Here is an 18461-nt window from a genome sequence, read left to right as displayed (position 1 = left end):
CAGAGGAATCGTCAGTGTGAGGCATCAACGAAACGATTCCTTTGACACATTCCCGGCTCTTGCGCGTTCGCATTCTACCCGCGGGCCTGAGCCAGGCTCCCGTGAATGACAGTCCGTCCTTCCGGTACTCCCACGCGCATTCAGGGTCTCCCCTGGCCGCACTCCTCGGCCTCACGCTGGGATGCAGCCCCGTCCCGGAGACGGTGCCGCTCGAGATTCCTTTCGGCGCCTTCAACTTCACCATCGATTCGAGACCGGCCTCCGAACAGATCGCGTTGCTCGACGGCATCGGCTACCAGGGCATGGCGTTGTACTGGCCGGGGGTCGAGGCATTCGAGGCGTTCGCCGCGGAGCCCGCGGTACGCCAGGGCAGGTTTCGGATGCTCGCGGTGCTGTACGACCTCCGATTCGACACGCCGTGGAGCCGCGAGGAGATGGACACGATCCTGCACACCTTCGGAATCGGGCAGCCCCCGGAGGAGCATTTCCGCCGCTCCTACGCGACCTGGCGCACCATGTCCCGGGAGGTCGCGGCCACCCTCACCGGCCAGTGCGCCGAGACGGTGTCAAAGGACTCGAAACGAAGGACTCGAGCGAGAACAAGGCTCGGCGTAGACGGATAACCGCTCTCTCTTCAAGTCTTTCCGGGACCTGGCTCTGGCCCACAGGGTGCATACGGCCCAGTCCGGCGGATTGCACACAGGGGATGGGGATGGGCTGGCCGTTGAGGATGTTCGAGCCTGCCGCCACACCTCACGCAGGCGAACACGTCGAAAGTCGAACCTCCTCCTCAGCAGTTCTGCCTGGTCCACTCCCGACGTCCTCTCCCTCATCGGCTCCTTCCTGGTCGCTGCATCAAGCACCACCCTCGCCTCCTCCGCACCTGTTTGAGGGAGCGGGGAGTTCCGCGGCAAGCAGGCTGTGACCGGATACTTCGCCCGGCTGCAGTCCGCGAGCACTGGGACTTTGCACCAAACTCCTCCTTGGCATTCTGGAATACAGGCGTTGCCCCTGGAGTGCTGGAATGTTAGCTCTCCCCTGAGCTGGCCTTCGAACGTGCGGATGAGCGGAGGTTCTGTGGGTGTCTTGCTGGCGCAGCAACCTGATATGGGCGAACCACTACCCGGGGCCTCTTGATGGATGCGTTCATCTATCGTCCGGGTCCTCCGCTTCGCGAATTCATCGATTGGCTCTGGTTCTGGGATGGCCGCCCCATGCCGACACCGAAGGAGCGGGTGCTTCCGTCGGGCTCGTTCGACCTGGTCATCAACCTCGGTGATGAGCGCTTCCGCTTCTACGACCCCATCGCACTCACGCCGCTCGAGCCACTCACGGGGCCCATCGTCTCGGGCGCGCACGCCAGCCACTTCGTCATTGGCACGGCGACTGGCACGGCGATGATGGGCGTTCACTTCAAGCCCGGCGGGGCGTTCCCGTTCCTCGGCGTGCCCGCGGGAGAGCTCGAAGGGACCCATGCCCCGCTCGACGCGCTCTGGGGTTCAAGCGCGCGTGCACTCCGCGAGCGACTGGTCGAGGCGCCGGCGGGCGAGGACCGATTTCGCCTCCTCGAATCGCTGCTCCTTACCTACGCGCGGCGTCCGCTGCGGCATCATCCCGCGGTCGTCGAGGCGCTCCGCGCGTTCGAAGATCCCTCCCTTCGGAGCGTCGCCGAGTTGAACGCGCGCCTGGGGCTCTCACCGAAGCGGCTCATCGCACTGTTTCGCGACGAGGTCGGCCTCGGGCCCAAGGCGTTCTGGCGTGTGCGCCGATTCCAGTCCGCGCTCCGCCGCGTCGACGGCAACCGGCCGGTGCGCTGCGCCGAGCTCGCGGCCGAACTCGGCTATTGCGATCAGGCCCACTTCAACCGCGAGTTCCGAGGCTTCGTCGGCCTGAGCCCTCGCGCCTATGTCGCGCAAGGCATCGAGCGACCCAACCACGTCCCGCTCCGCGGGTAGGCCGGGCGGCGGCGTGCCGCCACCCAGAACCCCTAGCTCCGGTGCTCCGTCGTGCGGCCGAAGCCCGCCCATAGGACCGCAGCGAAATAGACGATCTGCTCAATGCCGCGCTGGAGCAGGGGCGTGGCCGCTTCGCCGGCGAGTGTGATCTGGTGCGTAGCGGCGTACACGTTGGCTGGGAACACCGCCAAGAGGAGGAGCAGCAGCCCCACGGTGGAGATCCGCCGCGTGACTGGAATCAAGATGCCGATAGCGCCCGCGAGCTCAGCCAGTCCCGTGAGTGTCACCCAAAAGCCAGGATTGCCGAAGACGGGAGGCACCCTCCTCATGAGGTCAGCGCGCATGCCGATGAAGTGCGCGCCCCCCGTGAGCACGAACAGGGCGGCCACTCCCGCGCGCAGCGCCCCGGGCAGGGTGGCGAAATCGCCTCGCCCTGGATTGAGCGAGCCGGCGAAGCGTGCGAGGAGCGTGACGACGACGAATACGAGCAAAGGAGCCATGGCTCTCCCTCCCTCTATTTCCTCGCCTCAACCAGATACCCTCGCGGCGCTCCCCGCCTGTCCGCCGGCGCTGGCGGGAACGGCCACCGCTTCCACGCGTTGCCCACCACAGCGACGTCCGTGACGTCGGCCACCCAATCTCGGAGCAGTGCCGCGGGCTCGTCGCAGCCGAAGATCCACGGCGCACCAAGCTCTCGCATCATTTGCAGAGTCGTGGCGAGCGGCGGCGCATCCAGGAGTGATTGGCCGACGACGTCATAGAGCGCCACCGATCCAGCCGCCGACAGCGAGTCGATCCGCGCGAAGAGGCCTTCGACCATGGCACGCTCGAGGTACTGCAGTAGCCCCTCGACGACCCACGCAGTGCGCGCGGTGCGATCGAATCCGCATGCTTCAAGCTGCCGCGGCCAGTCCTCGGCGAGGTTCATGCCGATCGCCACACGCGTACACGCCGAGGCCGTGTCGCCGAGCGCGCGCGCCTTGGCCTCGATGACCTCGGCCTGATCGATCTCGAAGACGCGTGTCCCCGCCGCCCACTGCAGGCGATACGCTCTCGCGTCCATCCCGGCGGAGAGGATCACATACTGACGCACGCCGCTGGCGCTGGCCCGAGCGAGGGCCTCATCGTACCAACGCGTGCGGACCTCGATGATCGGAGTGGACGAGCCGTCCGCTTTTCGGTACCGAGCGAGCGCCGCGCGCCCCTCGTCGCCCGCCAGGGTGTGGGCGAAGGAATCCTCGAACAGCCGATCCGCGCGCTTCGATTCCTCGGCGCGTATGGCGGCGACCAACAAGCCAGTAATAGCGACAGGGTTCATGTTGCGATTGTGCGTAGCGCTGGCGGCGCCGTATTGGACATTTTTGCCCGCGCAAGGGCACAGGGCTCGGCGAGCTGCGGGTCGACCGTGTACTCCACTGCGGCTGCACGGTGAGAGAACCAGTGTGGCGCACAGCTCTGGGAGAACGGCATCAGCAGCCGCTCCACCGGGCGGCCCCCCACGAGGTGCTCGTCGATGATGGCGGGCACGTCTGCTCGAGTGGGCGGGAGAGGAGGCCGGACGGCGGCCTCCTCCCAGATGAATCCCCTACTGCCCACTCCTGGTGGACGTCGGAATCTTCATGCCCCGCGAGGCCTGGATGACGAGGCACGGCGACGCCGGGCCGACATCCAGCCGAGCAGCAAGTTGCCGGCCCCATCGCGTGCCACCACACCGACGCGGGTCTTTCCGATCGGGAACACGGAGCCGGGCGCGTGGCTGTACGCCAACGTCGGCTTCGGGGTCAGGTCGTCCGAGGCGCTCGCGCCCTCGTAGGTGACGGGGGCACCCAAAGACCCTACGGCTTCTGCCGTCACGTCGGCCGGGCACTTCACGGTGGGCGGGGTGATGTCGTCGAGCAGCCGTACGGACAGGCGCCACAGCTCGAAGCCATGGATGCCGTCATCCGCACCGACGAATACGGCATCACCGCTTCGGGAAATGATCCACGGATTCGAGGAGCGTGCCCCCGGTGCGATATCTCCCACCATACGGGTCCCCGTCTCGGTCCCATCCGACACCCAGAGCGCCAACCCGCCGCGCGCGTCCGACGCGGCGAACAGCAATCGGCCCTCCGGCTCGAGTGCGAACATGGACCCGCTCCTCAACCCCCCCGTTGGCCCGGGGATGGGGTCCTTCACCAGTCGCGTCCCCTCGGATGTTTCATCGCTGCGCCACAACTCATAGCCGCTCGCCTCGGTCCATCTCATGGGCAACCAGCCGGAAACAGGTAGGGCCGACAGGTCCGGTCGAGCTGAGCGGTGCCGGGAGCTACGCGTGGTGCACCCAAGGCCGAGTTCGACGATGCCGCGAAGTCCCCGGGTACTCCCAAGAACTGAGCGGCGCGCCCTGCTCCACGATGCTCACGGAGCATGAGCTTGCCGCCCCCAAGGTCACGGCCGGGTGGTTGATGACGAAGGCGATGGCGAGGTGGACGAGCGACATCCCCGCCTCGTCGGCCAGCCGGCCCAGCGCATCAGCCGCCTCGAGCTTGCGCTGGTTGGCGGGCTGCGCCATTTGCCGGACAGCCACCCGCCCGCGAGTGGACTCCAGAGGATGACTCCCATGGCTCTTGGGCGACAGCGGACAGGGTGGGCCATGTGCCTTGGGCCAGCTCAGTCCACCTGGGCCCCCCACTCAATGGGCGCCGGAGCGGCTGGGATCCCACTTACGAACAACGCCGCGCAAGTGCGCCAGGGAGGCGGGGTCGTCCCCCATCGCGTCATACCACATCGTGGGATCATAGAACTCAACGGGTATTCCGTTCGTCGATGCATCGGGCGCCGCCCCGATGACCTTCCTGATCTGCTCGAGCGCCCCCTTCACGTCTTCATCGAGGAGAGTGTCTCCCACGAAAGCGTCCTCGCCCGTCACGATGGGAATGCTGATTTCCCGCAGGGACTCGGGGATATCGATTTCGAAATGAGCAGCCTCGGGAATGGCCTCGGAGATGAGCGCTTCCTGCCCGACGGACGTGAGAACGGCTTGAAGGACCGACGCCACCATGTTCGCACAACCGCCCGAAAGATTGACGTTCAGATCCCGCCCGGAAACAACACCAGAAATGTTCAGTTCGTTCTTCCGGAGCGCACTCCGCCCCTGCCTGACCGCGCCCTCCCCACCGTCCGCCCGGCACTCCGCTGCATTCCGCGCACAATCCTCGTCTGTGCAATCCACGATGATTTCTTTCATATTGAGGCCGTAGTAGTGAAAATCAACCCTTTCCTTGATCTTCCTCAGGTTTTTGAAAGCCTGATGACCCGCCTCCCCCTGGATTTCCAGCTTCTTGATTCGCGGTGCGGCCTGGTTGAGGAGCCGCCACGCCAGCTTGCCGGGCGTATCCCATTCTCCATCACAGGCGTGGGTCGTGGTGACATCGACGGGATTCATGCGTGCGATGATGAAGTTGTCGAACAGGGAACCGAGTGGCTGTTTCCTGATTCCCGGATCTCCTCCCGTATGACTCAGGCAGGCATAGTCACCGATGATTCCCTCATGGTGGTATTCACCGATGAGCGCTGCATGTCCAATCATCTGATGGAGCGACTCGTCGAAGCGCAGGAGTCTCGTCGGGAAAGGGAGACCCGCCACGTCGAGAATCGCCTTGAAGTGTGGAAACAGAGGAATGAGGACGTTCTTCCTGCACTGCTCCTCGACCCCCCGGAAATACTTCCAGATCGATCGGATCGCCGACTCGGCCATGACGTCCGGGGCCGCTCTCCATTGAATGGGTTCGTGGCTCCCCCAGGCGATGATGTATATCTTCACTCCTTCGAATGTCGTGGTTGCCGGCTCGAGGCATTTCTGAACAGGGGAGAGAGTCTCCCCTGGCTCACGCAACTCCGGGCCTTCCTCACATCCACCCAGCTCGTCCTGGAGCTCAGACGCCGAGAGCACGTTGACGGCAGTCCAGATCGCATCACACAGGAGCCGTACATCCCTGTCACCGGGGTTGGCGAAAAGGGTAGCACCTGCCCAGGAAGCGTAGGACAGGTGGCGAAGGCTGCTCGCGGTGCGCAGGATGGACTCGCAGTGCATCTGGAGCTGGTTGGAAGACGTCAGCCCCCCAGTCAACGCATCCTGGGTCCCGAGCCTCACGAGCGTTCCCACCCTCGAGTTCCCAAGCGCATCGCAGATGCGGGGAAAGCGCCGCATCAGACGCATGGTCAAACGGGCCTCGATTTCGGTACGGCGTGCGGTCGTGAAGGACTCCAGCTAATGCCGATCTACTTTCATCATGATTCAACTCTCGTACGGGAACTGCGCCCCGGAAGAATTGGAGTGAAAGCCTCGAAATAAGAAGGAGAAAGCTTGGAGTCAAAAGAGTCGCTCGTCGAGCATCTCCGCCGGTGTCTCGTTTTGATGGAGCCCCGGCCGCGCCTGATGAGGGCCGGCCCGTGTGGCTCCAGAACCCCCGCCGGACGGGCGAGGAGACCATCGGCCCCACGGCCCGAGGCAGGCGCGCCCGGTCCACGTACCCGTGCATGGCGAACCACTCTACGGCATCCGTGATGGTTTCTTCGAGTGGCCGGAAGCGGATGCCCAGCATCCGCTCGGCCTTGGACGACGGCGCTGGAGCGGCGGCTGAGCACCCGTCGCTCGCCCGTATCCCCGAGGCGTCCGCCTGACCGCTACCGGGGACGGCTTCGTCGCGTTCTTCAACCCCTGGCTGGCACGCTTCCGGTGGCTGTCGAATCCTTTGACACCTTCTGGAGCTTCCGGTGGGCGTACTGGGACTACCCGTGGAGACGTGATGCGTTCTTCACCCCCAATGCCCGTGTGTTACGCGCCGAGGTGAAGAAAACCGGGTCGACAAGCCTCCGCGAGAACGCTGCTGCTGGGAACGAAACAGGCAATGGCGGAAACCCAGAGCAATGGCTTGGAGAGAGACATATCGATGGATGTGATTGAGCGGAATCCTCGTCGTCTCCACTCGGGGCACGGCCAGAGCATCCGGGTGCCAGAGCTTGGATGCCCGCTGGCCTATGCGCTCCGCTCCGAGGACCGCCTCGACACGAGGCCCGCTCATCCCTCTTCCGGAACAAGGCCTTTCGAACGTGGGACGGACTTGCGCCCCGTCCAGCCCCGTCCTGCCCGCTCTGTGCGAACCTGTGCATATTTGCGCTTTTTGTTGCGAAACCAGCTGCGTTCGTGCACTTCTCCGAGCCATGACAGCTCCTGCACCCCTGATGGTCCTCGTGGCGGGCCCCTACCGGTCCGGAACGGGGGATGAGCCCGCGAAGCTCGCCGCGAACGTGCGGGTGATGAACGAGGCCGCGCTCGCCATCTTCCGAGCGGGCCACCTGCCCGTTACGGGCGAGGCCCTGGCCCTTCCGTTGATTGAGCTGGCCGGGAGCCGGGCCATCGGAGACAGCGTCTTCAACGAGCTCTTCCACCCCATCGCCCGCCGGCTCGTCACGCGCTGTGACGCCGTGCTGCGCGTCGGAGGGCCCTCGGTGGGGGCGGACGAGATGGTCAGCATGGCCCGGGCCCAGGGCAAGGCGGTGTTCCACTCAGTCGACGAGCTGCCCGCGGTCGGTGGGGAGGCGCCGCCGCGTCCGAAGCCTCGCGATCCGGGCGGCTTCCGAGACCCGTCGACCGGGCCCTCGCGCAACGACGCCGTGCGCATCACCGACGTGCAGGTCCTGTCCTCCAACTGGTACGTCCTGCGCAAGGTGACGTTCGATTACCGGCGCTCGGATGGCACGTGGAGCCGTCAGAGCCGCGAGGCCTACGACCGGGGCAACGGGGCCACCGTGCTGCTCCATGACGCGTCGCGGGGAACGGTGCTGCTCACCCGCCAGTTCCGTCTGCCGGCCTACGTGAACGGCCACCCCGACGGCATGCTCATCGAGGCGCCCGCGGGCCTGCTCGAGGGCGAGCACCCCGACGTGGCGATCCGCCGGGAGGTCGAGGAGGAAACCGGAGTGCGCATCGGCGAGGTGCGGCCCGTCTTCGAGGCCTTCATGAGCCCGGGCTCGGTCACCGAGCGCCTGCACTTCTTCGCCGCACCCTATACGCGGAACGATCGCGCCTCGGAAGGCGGCGGGCTCGCGTCCGAGGGCGAGGACATCCAGGTGCTCGAGCTCCCGCTCTCCGAGGCCCTGCGGAAGATCGACTCGGGGGAGATCATCGACGCGAAGACCATCATGCTGCTGCAATGGGCCGAGCGGCACGGCATCCTCGAGGCCCGGTGATGCTGAAGGACGAACGCCATCGCCGCATTCTCGAGATCCTCGGCACCGAGGGCCGTGTCGTCGCCGGAGAGCTGAGCGCGCTGCTCGGGGTCTCGGACTACACGATCCGCCGCGATCTGGACGAGCTCGCGGAGGCCCGCCGTCTGCGCCGGGTGCATGGAGGGGCGGTGGCACGCTCTCCGGTGGCGCCCACGTACGCGGAACGCCAGCAACAGGGCGTGTCGGGGAAGATCGCCACGGCGCGCGCCGCCGCGACGCTGCTCGAGCCGGGACAGGTCGTCATCCTCGATGGCGGGACGACGGCCCTGCACCTCGTCGATGCGCTGCCGCCGGACCACACCGGAACGTTCATCACCCACAGCCCGGCCGTCGCCACGGCATTGGCCCGGTATCCCGGCATCGAGCTCGTCGTGGTGGGGGGGACGTTCGATCGTCGGGCCATGGTGGCGGTCGGTGCCAACGTCATCGAGACCTACCGGCGCATCACCGCCGACGTGTGCTTCCTGGGCGTCTGGAGCGTCAACGCCACCAGTGGCATCAGCGGCCCCTACTACGAGGAAGTGGAGGTGCGCCGGGTGTTGATCGACCGCGCGGATCGCGTGGTCGGCCTCGCCTCCCGGGAGAAGCTCGGCACCGCGGCGCCATTCTCCATCGGACCGGCCACCGCGCTGACGCACCTGGCGACCGAGCCGGACGTCCCCGAGGAGATGCTCCGGCCCTTCGTCGATCTGGGAATCCACATCCTCCAAGGCCGGGCGGGTTGAAGTCCCCTTCCTGCTACCAGCAGCCCTCGGGCGTCGGCGGCGAGGGCTGCTGACCGGCGGGCGTCTCTTCCTCGGCGATCAATCCCCGGATGCACGCCAGCGTGGCCTCGTTGTTGTTCACCAGGTTCTCCAGCGAGCCCGTCTGCTTCCATTCCAGGATGCGGTCGACTCCGTAGAAGAACTTCTTCCCGTTGTAGGAGTTGTAGAGCTGCATGAGCGCGACATCGAAGCGCGGGTGATTCGGGCTCTCCTGCACCAGGTGCGCGAGCAGCCGGTGATACTCGCGGACCCCCGCGTTGAACCGCTTGATGTACTTGGGAACCTCGGGGGCCTGGACGTCGGGCGCCAGCTCGTGCAGCACCCGGCCGCTGCCCCCATCCGGGTTGGGATGCGCCACGCCCATGAAGTCGGCGATGGTCGCCGTCACGTCGATGTTCTCCGCGTAGGGAATCACCTTGCCCCGAGCGATTCCCGGCCCGTGGAAGATCAGCGGAATCCGCTCGGAGTCCTCGAACTGGATGGGGTGCCAGCCGTAGACCGAGGCCCCATCGGCTTGCAGGATGAACAGCGTGTCCTCCCACATGTTCTTGCTCTTGAGGAACTCGATGAATTCACCCAGGAGCGCATCCGCCTCACGGGCCTCCTTGATGAAGGGCGAACCTTCCGCGTAGAGGTTGTTCTTCCAGGGCGTTCCAGGCCGGGCGAGGGCGACCGGTGCACCGCCCCGGTCATTGGTGTCCTGCAACACGATGCGCATGAACACCGGATCCTCCTCGGTCAGCACGCGCCTGGCCTCTTCCAGGACGTGTTCGTCACGGAGGTTGGGATCGAGCTTGGAGTACGTGAAGCCCGCGTCCAGCGAACGGTAGGCCCTGGAGTTGGCGATGTGCGCGGTGAACCGGCCACCAAAGCTCTGTTGAATCATCTTCGGGCTCTCGGTGAGCAGCACCGTGCCCGACATGGTGACAGGGTTGGGCAGCGAGGTCAGGTGGTGGCGTCCATATTCACCGGTGGTCGGGTGCCAGGGAATGATCACCACGGCCTCCTCGACCCGAGTGCCCTCGGCCGCGAGCGCGAGGACGTTCTCGAGCTGGAGCTTCTCCGGGGCCTGATAGTGCAGGCCGTCGAATTGAAAGAGGATCGTCCGACGGGCCCTTGCGGGGGCGGGCGTTTCAGTCTGTGGGGGTTCTGTCTCTTCAGATGCACGTGCACTGGCGCAGGTGCAGAGGGTGAGGAGCGGCAGGAACAGGAGCGAACGCACGTTCATGAGGTGATTTCCTTTCGCTGCGGGTGGACCGGAGGATTTCCCCCCGGTTGAGTCAGTCAGGGAGGACCTTTCCTGGATTCATGATGGCCTTCGGATCGAGCAGGGCCTTGAAGGAGCGCATCAACTCCAGCTCCAGGCCGCTCTTGTAACGCACGATGTCCTGGCGTTTGGATTGGCCGAGGCCGTGTTCGGCGCTGATGCTTCCCGAGAATTGCGCGACGACGTCATAGACGACCCGGCCGATGCGGCCGGCCTGGGCTCGGAAATCCGCGTTCTCGCTGTCCGGCGGCTTGGACAGGTTGAAGTGCAGGTTGCCATCGCCGACATGGCCGTAGCAGACCAACCGGATGCCAGGAATCTCCTGGGACAGGGCGGCGGAGGCCTTGTCGATGAAACCGGGAATGGAACCGACCGGCACGGAGATGTCGTGCTTGATGCTCGGCCCCTCGAAGTTCTGGGCTTCGGAGATCCCTTCACGCAGTTTCCACAAGGCGGCGGCCTGCGCTTCATCGGCGGCGATCACCGCGTCCAGGACCTGGCCGTCCTCGAGCGGGCCGATCAGCCCGGTTTCGATCAACTCCCGGAGATGGGCGTTCGGTGAGGAGTCGGTCAGCTCGATGAGCAGGTACCAGGGATGGGGCTCCGCCATTGGATCGGTGCTGCCCGCCATATGCCGGAGGACGAAGTCCAGGCTCATGCGCGACATCAGCTCGAAGCCGGTCAGGCGGGGGCCGCACAAGGAGCGGAGGTGCTTGAACAGCTCGATGGCCGCCTCGGGCGAAGGAAGGGCGGCGAAGGCGACGGCCTTTTCGGTGGGCAGGGGATGGAGCTTCAGCACGGCGGCGGTAATGACTCCGAGCGAGCCCTCCGAACCAATGAAGAGGTGTTTCAAGTCGTAGCCGGTATTGTCCTTGCGCAAGGCGCGCAAGCCGTCCCAGATCCGCCCGTCGGGCAATACGACCTCGATGCCGAGGGTCAGGTCGCGCATGTTGCCGTAGCGCAGAACGGCGACACCGCCGGCGTTGGTGGCGAGGTTGCCACCGATGGTGCAACTCCCCTCGGAGCCCATGGACAGGGGAAACAAGCGGCCCACTTCCCGCGCGGCGTTCTGCACATCGGCCAGGATGCAGCCGGCCTCGGCGACCAGGGTGTCGTTCGCGACGTCGATGTCGCGGATGCGGTTGAGGCGGTTCAAGGACAGGACGAGCTGACGGCCCGAGGCATCGGGCATCGAGCCGCCGCACAGGCCGGTATTACCGCCCTGGGTCACCACCGGAATGCCCTCCTGGTGGCACAGGGCCAGAACGCCCGAGACTTCCGCCGTGCTGGCGGGCCGGACGACCAGGGCCGCCCTGCCCTTGTAGGCGCCACGCCAGTCGGAGAGATAGGGAGCGACCTCCGCCGGGTCGGTGAGGACGCCTCTCTCGCCGACGATGTCGCGAATCCGGTCGGCCACGCGCTGGGGCACCAACTCCCGGGTCAATGGATTCAACGTGTCATTCCTTTCCACGGACTCCAGGCGAAGCCCGACAACTATGGGAGAAACCACGAACCGCGTCTAAGTCAGAGTGCGTATCGACTGATACTCCGCGCGCATCGATGCGCCCTTTCGCATGGGCGCTCACTAGAACTCCAGCTGGAGCCGCGCCGTCACCGCGCGCGTGTCGTCCAGCGCGATGGCATTGAGCGGATCCTCGCTCGTGGCCAGGATGCCATTCAACGTGAGGCGGACGCGCTCATTGAAGTACCAGTTGATCCCCGCGGTCGCGGCACGGACCTCGGTCCCACTCGACACCCCGTCAGCGAGCGTCGTCAGGCCGCGCGCCACGTCGTAGCGGACCGCGAGCTCCACCGCGCCGGGTCCACCGCGCGGGGCGAGGCGCTGGAAACGGCCACGCCTGGCGTCGTAGGCACGGCTCTCGCCCGTCAGGAACCCGCTGACCTGCACGTACCAGGTGGTGAGCCGGCCCTGCCCGCTCCGGCACGCGTAGCGCCCCTGGGCAGCTTCCGCTTGCAAGGAAAGCGGACCGTAGACGCCAGCGAGCTCGAGCACGCCCTTGGTGCCGTCCACGGGGGAGTTGTCGTTGAGGCCCATGAGCAGAAAGCGGGAGCCGTCGGCGAGGTGGCCGGCCGTGCGCACCCGCAGCGTGACGCCGGGCTGCTTGCCGTCGCCCATCAGGTCCGTGTGCTCGCGAGCCACCGCCGCGCCCACGTGCAGCACCCTCCCCTCCGTGCGCCAGGGCGCGAACGTCACCCGGGCAGACGCCCCGTACCCCCGATCGTGACTCGCGTTGTTGCGATCGAGGTTGTACAGCGCCACCCCGTAGGTGAAGGCCCCGGCATCGCCTGCGTAGCCAATGCCAATCTGGAAGCCGGGCGCCAGGGTGCTCGCGAGGAAGCTGCGCTCCTGCATGACGACATACAGGTCACTCGTCTGGTCCTCGACGGAGAAGGCGGGTTTGAACTGGCCGATGGTGAGCTGGCCCGGCCCCAACGTCCTGGCGACCCACAGGTCCTGCGCCTCCACCCCATCCCCGGCGAAGTCCACTTCCACCATGTAGCGCCAGCCGAACGCCAGCCCAGCGGCGCCCAGCCGCACGCGCCGCAGCTCCGTGCCACTCACGTTCCTGGTGCCCAACGCGTCGTTGCGGAACGCGCCTCCGTCCACCTGGATGCGTCCCCTGAGCGTCACCTCGAACTGGCCGTCGCTCGAGGTGACATTGAGGCCGCCCGAGGACGGCGTGGTGATTTCCGGGGGCAACGCCTCATTGGCACGCGCCGGTGCGGCGAAGGCCCACGTCATCAAGCTCGCTGCCGCCATCCAGCTTCGCTTCACGATGACCTCCTCCCGGATGTCTCAGCGCATGAGGCACGGGCGCTTGGGGTCGAACGTCCACCCCGGTATCAGGTACTGCATGGCGGCCGCGTCGTTGCGCGCCCCCAGCGACTGGGAGCGGTAGAGGGCGTGGGCACGCTCGAGCTGGTCCGGGTCCAGTTCCACGCCCAGCCCGGGGCGGTCCGGGACCGTCAGCTGCCCGCCGGAGATGCGCAGCGGCTCGCGCGTCAGGCGCTGGCCGTCCTGCCATATCCAGTGCGTGTCGATGGCGGTGATGCGCCCGGGCGCCGCCGCGGCCACGTGGGTGAACATCGCCAGCGAGATGTCGAAGTGGTTGTTGGAGTGCGAGCCCCAGGTCAACCCCCACTCGTTGCACATCTGCGCGACGCGCACCGAGCCCTGCATCGTCCAGAAGTGCGGGTCGGCCAGCGGGATGTCCACCGAGCCCAGCTGGATGGCGTGCCCCATCTCGCGCCAGTCGGTGGCGATCATGTTCGTCGCCGTCGGGATGCGCGTCTGCCGGCGGAACTCCGCCATGACCTCGCGGCCCGAGTAGCCCTTCTCCGGGCCACAGGGGTCCTCGGCATAGGCGAGCACGTCGCTGCGGCCGCGGCAGAGCCGCACCGCATCCTCCAGCGACCAACAGCCGTTGGGGTCCAGGGTGATGCGCGCGTCCGGAAAGCGTTCGGCGAGCGCCGTCACCGCCGCCATCTCCTCCTCGCCTCGCAGCACGCCGCCCTTGAGCTTGAAGTCCCGGAAGCCGTAGCGCTCGTACGAGGCCTCGGCGAGCCGCACCACGGCCTCCGGCGTCAGCGCCTCCTCGTGGCGCAACCGCAGCCAATCATCCTTCGCGTCCGGCTCGGACCGGTAGGGAAGATCCGTCTTCTTCCGGTCGCCCACGTAGAAGAGATAGCCGAGCACATCGACGCGCTCGCGCTGTTGCCCATCCCCTAGCAGCGCCGCCACGGGCACATCGAGGAACTGGCCCAGCAGGTCGAGCAGGGCGGACTCGAGTGCCGCCACGGCGTGGATCGTCACCCGCAGGTCGAAGGTCTGCTGCCCGCGCCCGCCGTCGTCGCGGTGGGCGAAGCGCTGGCGCACCGAGTTGAGGACGTTTCGATAGCCGCCCAGGCGCTGGCCGACCACGAGCGGGATGGCCTCCTCGAGCGTCTGGCGGATGGCTTCGCCGCCGGGCACCTCGCCCACGCCCGTGCGGCCAGCGCTGTCGTGGAGGACCACCACGTTGCGAGTGAAGAAGGGAGCGTGGGCACCACTCAAGTTCAGGAGCATCCCGTCGTGCCCCGCCACCGGGATGACGCGCACCTTCGTCACCGTTGGCGCCTCGTTGCGTCCCACCGTCATCGGTTGCGTCTTCATGGTTCGTGTCCCTCCTCTACGCCTGCTTCAGCTCCATGCGCCGGATCTCACCGACGACCAGCAGGTAACAGACGATGGCGAGCAGGGCGTTGGCGCCCACGAACACGAGCGCGGCGGCGAAGGAGCCGCTCCCCTTCACGAGGTAACCGATGATGATGGGCGTGGTGATGCCCGCCACGTTGCCGAACGTGTTGAAGACCCCGCCGCTCAGGCCCGCGATCTGCTTGGGCGCGGTGTCCGACATGACCGCCCAGCCCAGCGCGCCCACGCCCTTGCCGAAGAAGGAGAGGGACATGATCGCGACGACCAGCCACTGCGAATCCACGTAGTTGCACAGCACCATGCTCGTGGACAGCAGCATCCCGAGCACGATGGGCGACTTGCGCGACAAGGAGAGGGAATGGCCGCGGCGCAACAGGCCGTCGGAGATCACGCCCCCCAACACGCCGCCAATGAACCCCACCACCGCCGGCAGAGACGCGACGAAACCCGCCTTGAGGATGGACATCCCGCGCTCCTGCACCAGGTACACCGGGAACCAGGTGAGGAAGAAGTAGGTCAGCGTGGTGATGCAGTACTGGCCCACGTAGATGCCCATCATCATGCGGCTGGAGAGCAGCTGTTTGATGGCACCCCATTGGGGCGGCGCCTTGGCCGCCGCCGCCCGCTCGAGACTCACGAGCCCCCCACCGCACTCGATGTGCTCGAGCTCCGCGCGGCTGATGCGCGGATGGGACTTGGGATCGTGGATGAAGTACAGCCACAACCCGGCCAGCACGATGCCCAGGCTCCCCATCACGAAATAGACGCTTCGCCAGCCGTGGGCATGGGTGAGGTACGCCATGAGGGGCGCGAAGAGCACGGTCGCGAAGTACTGCGCCGAGTTGAAGATGGCGGACGCCGTGCCACGCTCGGCGGTGGGGAACCAGGCCGCCACGATGCGGCCGTTGCCCGGGAACGACGGTGCCTCGGCGAAGCCAACCATCAGCCGGCAGAGGAAGAACCCGCCCACCACGGCGGTGACGGGCAGCGCGCCCACCATCCCCTGCAGCAGCGTGAAGAGCGACCAGAGGGTGATGCTCCCCGCATAGACGAACTTGGTGCCGAAGCGATCGAGCAGCCAGCCGCCGGGGATCTGCCCCGCCACGTACGCCCAGGCGAACGCGGAGAACAGATAGCCCATCTGCACCGGATCCAACCCCAGCTCCTTCTGCATCGATGAGCTGGTGATGGAGAGGGTCGCGCGGTCCGCGTAGTTCAGCGTGGTGACGATGAACAACAGGAACAGAACGAAATGGCGCACACGGCTGCGCGTCCGTTCACCTGCTGTGCTCACGGCGGATACGTCTTCCATGGGAAGCCCTCCTCGCTGCGGGGTGCGGGTGAAGCCCAGGCGTCAGGCCAGGTGGGGCGGACGGCTCAGCGGCGTGGCACCGCGGGCGGGACGAGTTGCCCGTCCACTCGCCGCCACAGCTCGAGCGGATTGCCATCGCGCAGCGCCTCGGGGAGCAGCGCCTGCGGCATGTCCTGGTAGCAGACGGGGCGCAGGAAGCGCCGGATGGCGAGCGACCCCACCGAGGTGGCACGCGGGTCGGACGTGGCCGGGAAGGGGCCGCCGTGCACCATGGCGTGGCCCACCTCGACGCCCGTGGGGAAGCCGTTGACGAGGATGCGCCCTGCCCTGCGCTCGAGGACGGGCAACAGCTGGCGCGCCACGGAAAGGTCGGCCTCGTCCATCTGCAGCGTCGCGGTGAGCTGCCCCTCCAGGCGCTCGGTCACGGCGCGCATCGCCTCCACGCTCTCGCAGCGCACCACCAGGGAGGAGGCACCGAACACCTCCTCCTGGAGCGCGGGATCGCCCAGGAAGCTGTCCGCATCGGTCGCGAAGAGGGCGGCACGGCCCTGGTTCGGCCCATTCGTGGCCACTCCACGCGCGACCGCCGTCACCTTGGGGTGGGCCACCAGGCGGCCCACGCCCTCCTCGAACGCCGAGTGGATGCCGGGCGTGAGCATCGTCGCGCACGGACTGTCGCGCAGCACCGCGGCGGCGGCCTCAAGGAAGGACTCGAGACCGGGGCCGTCGACCGCGAGCACCAACCCCGGGTTGGTGCAGAACTGCCCCGCGCCCAGCGTGAGCGAGGCCACGAAACGCCGCCCGATGTCCGCTCCGCGCGCCGCCAGGGCCGCCGGCAGGAGGTACACCGGGTTGATGCTGCTCATCTCGGCGAAGACAGGGATGGGCGCGGGGCGAGCGGCGGCGACCTGCATCAGCGCGGTGCCCCCACGTCGCGAGCCGGTGAAGCCCACCGATTTGATGCGCGGGTCCGCGACGAGCGCGGCGCCTACCACGGTGTCCGAGGCGAAGAGGAGCGAGAAGACGCCCTCGTGCAGGCCACAGTCGGCCACCGCCTGGCGGAGCGCGCGCCCGACGAGCTCCGAGGTACCCGGGTGGGCATTGTGTGCCTTCACCACGACGGGACAGCCCGCCGCGAGCGCGGACGCGGTGTCCCCACCCGCCACCGAGAAGGCCAGCGGGAAGTTGCTCGCGCCAAAGACAGCCACGGGTCCCACGCCGATGTGGCGCTGGCGCAGGTCGGGGCGTGGCGCGGGCTGGCGCTGCGGCAGGGCGGGATCGATCCGCACCTCGAGCCACTCGCCCCCGCGCACGACCTCCGCGAAGAGCCGCAGCTGGCCAACCGTGCGGCCACGCTCGCCCTCGATGCGCGCGCGCGGGAGCCCCGACTCCGCGCAGGCCCGCTCGATCAGCGTGTCCCCCAGGTCGAGAATGCGCTGGGCCGCCGTGTCGAGCAGGCGGGCGCGTGTCTCCAGGCCGGTGTCGCGGAACGTGTCGAATGCCTCCCACGCGAGGAGGCAGGCCCGCTCCACGTCGGCCGGAGTGCCGCCGCCATAGACCGGCTCGAGCCATGCGCCGCGCGCCGGGTCGTGTGCGCGGAACGTCCCCGCCGAGCCGCGTACCCGCGCCGCGCCAATGAACATCTCTCCAGTGAGTGCCTCGGAATGGGTCGTCATGGGTGGGTCCTCGTTTCAGGAGCGCCCGGCGATGAGGGCCTCGAGCTCAGCGAACTCGCTCTCGGTGAGATCCGTCAGCGGAGGACGCACGGGACCGGCGGGACGGCCCACCGCGCGCATGCCCGCCTTCACGATGGAGACCGCATAACCCTTCTTGCGGTTGCGAATCCCGATGTACGGGAGCACGAAGTCGCGCAGACCGGCCGACACGGCCGCGAGGTCTCGCGCACGGACGGCGGCGTAGAAGCGGAGGGCGAACTGCGGCAGGAAGTTGAAGATCGCCGAGGAGTAGGTGGTGACGCCCATCTCCAGGTACGGAAGGGCGAAGGTCTCCGCCGTCGGCAGTCCGCCGATGTACATGAGGCGGTCTCCGATGCGCTGGTAGATGCGCGTCATCATCTCGATGTCGCCCACCCCATCCTTGAAACCGACCAGGTTGGGGCAGCGCTCGCACAGGCGCGCGAGCGTGATGTCATCCAGCACGGCGTTGGCGCGGCTGTAGAAGATGACGCCCAGGCGCGTGGAGGCGCACACCGCCTCGACGTGCGCGGCGATGCCGTCCCGATCGCACTCGGTGAGGTAGGGCGGAAACAGCAGCAGCCCGTCCGCGCCCGCGGCCTCGGCGGACCGGGCGAGCTCGCTGGCCATCGCGGTGCCATAGCCGCACGGAGCGAGCACCGGTACCTTGCCACGCGTCTCCTCCACCGCCGCCTTGACGACCCGGTTCACCTCGCTCGGCGTGAGGGAGAAGAACTCGCCCGTCCCGCCGGCGGCGAACAGGCCGGCCACGGGGTACTCGCTCAGCGCGGCCAGGTTGGTGCGATAGGCGCGCTCGTCGAAAGCGAGCGTCGCGTCGAAATGCGTGACGGGAAAGGAGAGCAGCCCCCTACCCATCTGCCTTGCCATCTCCATCGGAGTCATCTGCGTCATGGGCATTCGTCTCCTCGGGTCGGTCTCGATTCGCGGTCCGTCCCCACGCGAATCAAGGTACGTGTCGG

General features: G+C 67.2%; 16 protein-coding genes. 4 read left to right on the top strand and 12 right to left on the bottom strand.

The window, feature by feature from the left end; all coding sequences use genetic code 11:
* The first annotated feature begins 101 nt into the window (after positions 1 to 101).
* A complete protein-coding gene (locus tag JQX13_RS26340; RefSeq protein ID WP_203411657.1) occupies positions 102 to 623 on the top strand; it encodes a hypothetical protein in 522 nt (173 codons plus the stop codon).
* A 513-nt stretch (positions 624 to 1136) separates the two neighbouring features.
* Positions 1137 to 1955 (top strand): DUF6597 domain-containing transcriptional factor, encoded by an 819-nt coding sequence (locus tag JQX13_RS26335; RefSeq protein ID WP_343211142.1) that lies wholly within the window; start codon positions 1137 to 1139, stop codon positions 1953 to 1955.
* 32 nt (positions 1956 to 1987) lie between these two features.
* Here JQX13_RS26335 and JQX13_RS26330 read toward each other — a convergent pair whose 3' ends face one another.
* The 5 genes from JQX13_RS26330 to JQX13_RS26310 all read right to left on the bottom strand — a co-directional run bounded on the left by JQX13_RS26330 (position 1988) and on the right by JQX13_RS26310 (position 6162).
* A complete protein-coding gene (locus JQX13_RS26330; RefSeq protein WP_203411655.1) occupies positions 1988 to 2455 on the bottom strand; it encodes a DoxX family protein in 468 nt (155 codons plus the stop codon).
* A 14-nt stretch (positions 2456 to 2469) separates the two neighbouring features.
* Positions 2470 to 3273 carry a class I SAM-dependent methyltransferase gene (locus JQX13_RS26325; protein ID WP_203411654.1) on the bottom strand — a complete coding sequence of 268 codons (804 nt, stop codon included), beginning with the start codon at positions 3271 to 3273 and terminating at the stop codon, positions 2470 to 2472.
* 299 nt (positions 3274 to 3572) lie between these two features.
* Complete coding sequence (locus JQX13_RS26320; protein ID WP_239015187.1) at positions 3573 to 4085, bottom strand: HYR domain-containing protein; 513 nt, start codon at positions 4083 to 4085, stop codon at positions 3573 to 3575.
* A 178-nt stretch (positions 4086 to 4263) separates the two neighbouring features.
* On the bottom strand, positions 4264 to 4524 hold the full coding sequence (locus tag JQX13_RS26315; RefSeq protein WP_203411652.1) for a hypothetical protein: 261 nt from the start codon (positions 4522 to 4524) through the stop codon (positions 4264 to 4266).
* 105 nt (positions 4525 to 4629) lie between these two features.
* Positions 4630 to 6162, bottom strand: a complete 1533-nt coding sequence (locus JQX13_RS26310; RefSeq protein ID WP_203411651.1) for a hypothetical protein — start codon at positions 6160 to 6162, stop codon at positions 4630 to 4632.
* A gap of 998 nt (positions 6163 to 7160) precedes the next feature.
* Between JQX13_RS26310 and JQX13_RS26305 the strand changes: the two genes are divergently transcribed.
* Positions 7161 to 8189, top strand: a complete 1029-nt coding sequence (locus JQX13_RS26305; protein ID WP_239015186.1) for an NUDIX domain-containing protein — start codon at positions 7161 to 7163, stop codon at positions 8187 to 8189.
* Complete coding sequence (locus JQX13_RS26300; RefSeq protein WP_203411650.1) at positions 8189 to 8953, top strand: DeoR/GlpR family DNA-binding transcription regulator; 765 nt, start codon at positions 8189 to 8191, stop codon at positions 8951 to 8953. The genes JQX13_RS26305 and JQX13_RS26300 overlap by 1 nt, the downstream gene beginning before the upstream one ends.
* 13 nt (positions 8954 to 8966) lie before the next feature.
* Here JQX13_RS26300 and JQX13_RS26295 read toward each other — a convergent pair whose 3' ends face one another.
* The 7 genes from JQX13_RS26295 to kdgD all read right to left on the bottom strand — a co-directional run bounded on the left by JQX13_RS26295 (position 8967) and on the right by kdgD (position 18393).
* On the bottom strand, positions 8967 to 10220 hold the full coding sequence (locus JQX13_RS26295; RefSeq protein WP_203411649.1) for a sulfatase-like hydrolase/transferase: 1254 nt from the start codon (positions 10218 to 10220) through the stop codon (positions 8967 to 8969).
* A 52-nt stretch (positions 10221 to 10272) separates the two neighbouring features.
* Positions 10273 to 11712 carry an FAD-binding oxidoreductase gene (locus JQX13_RS26290; RefSeq protein WP_203411648.1) on the bottom strand — a complete coding sequence of 480 codons (1440 nt, stop codon included), beginning with the start codon at positions 11710 to 11712 and terminating at the stop codon, positions 10273 to 10275.
* 132 nt (positions 11713 to 11844) lie between these two features.
* Positions 11845 to 13056 carry an OprO/OprP family phosphate-selective porin gene (locus tag JQX13_RS26285; protein WP_203411647.1) on the bottom strand — a complete coding sequence of 404 codons (1212 nt, stop codon included), beginning with the start codon at positions 13054 to 13056 and terminating at the stop codon, positions 11845 to 11847.
* 21 nt (positions 13057 to 13077) lie between these two features.
* Entirely contained in the window at positions 13078 to 14433 is a 1356-nt protein-coding gene (gene gudD / locus JQX13_RS26280) for a glucarate dehydratase (protein WP_239015183.1), read from the bottom strand.
* A 16-nt stretch (positions 14434 to 14449) separates the two neighbouring features.
* Positions 14450 to 15787, bottom strand: a complete 1338-nt coding sequence (locus JQX13_RS26275) for an MFS transporter (protein ID WP_203411646.1) — start codon at positions 15785 to 15787, stop codon at positions 14450 to 14452.
* A 65-nt stretch (positions 15788 to 15852) separates the two neighbouring features.
* Positions 15853 to 17463, bottom strand: coding sequence for an aldehyde dehydrogenase (NADP(+)) (locus JQX13_RS26270; protein WP_203411645.1), 1611 nt, complete (start codon positions 17461 to 17463; stop codon positions 15853 to 15855).
* Between the two features lie 15 nt (positions 17464 to 17478).
* Positions 17479 to 18393 carry a 5-dehydro-4-deoxyglucarate dehydratase gene (kdgD, locus tag JQX13_RS26265; protein WP_203411644.1) on the bottom strand — a complete coding sequence of 305 codons (915 nt, stop codon included), beginning with the start codon at positions 18391 to 18393 and terminating at the stop codon, positions 17479 to 17481.
* Between the last annotated feature and the right edge of the window lie 68 nt (positions 18394 to 18461).

This window comes from Archangium violaceum (assembly GCF_016859125.1).
Classification (GTDB): domain Bacteria; phylum Myxococcota; class Myxococcia; order Myxococcales; family Myxococcaceae; genus Archangium; species Archangium violaceum_A.
The sequence above is the reverse complement of the archived record's forward strand: the minus strand, read 5'-3'. Positions and strand labels throughout refer to the sequence as shown.

Bases quoted from the DNA above. Each gene is read 5' to 3' on its own strand.
- JQX13_RS26335 (WP_343211142.1), top strand. From the start codon at position 1,137: ATGGATGCGTTCATCTATCGTCCGGGTCCTCCGCTTCGCGAATTCATC.
- JQX13_RS26330 (WP_203411655.1), bottom strand. From the start codon at position 2,455: ATGGCTCCTTTGCTCGTATTCGTCGTCGTCACGCTCCTCGCACGCTTC.
- JQX13_RS26325 (WP_203411654.1), bottom strand. From the start codon at position 3,273: ATGAACCCTGTCGCTATTACTGGCTTGTTGGTCGCCGCCATACGCGCC.
- JQX13_RS26320 (WP_239015187.1), bottom strand. From the start codon at position 4,085: ATGTTCGCACTCGAGCCGGAGGGCCGATTGCTGTTCGCCGCGTCGGAC.
- JQX13_RS26305 (WP_239015186.1), top strand. From the start codon at position 7,161: ATGACAGCTCCTGCACCCCTGATGGTCCTCGTGGCGGGCCCCTACCGG.
- JQX13_RS26300 (WP_203411650.1), top strand. From the start codon at position 8,189: ATGCTGAAGGACGAACGCCATCGCCGCATTCTCGAGATCCTCGGCACC.
- JQX13_RS26295 (WP_203411649.1), bottom strand. From the start codon at position 10,220: ATGAACGTGCGTTCGCTCCTGTTCCTGCCGCTCCTCACCCTCTGCACC.
- gudD (WP_239015183.1), bottom strand. From the start codon at position 14,433: ATGAAGACGCAACCGATGACGGTGGGACGCAACGAGGCGCCAACGGTG.
- JQX13_RS26275 (WP_203411646.1), bottom strand. From the start codon at position 15,787: ATGGAAGACGTATCCGCCGTGAGCACAGCAGGTGAACGGACGCGCAGC.
- JQX13_RS26270 (WP_203411645.1), bottom strand. From the start codon at position 17,463: ATGACGACCCATTCCGAGGCACTCACTGGAGAGATGTTCATTGGCGCG.
- kdgD (WP_203411644.1), bottom strand. From the start codon at position 18,393: ATGACGCAGATGACTCCGATGGAGATGGCAAGGCAGATGGGTAGGGGG.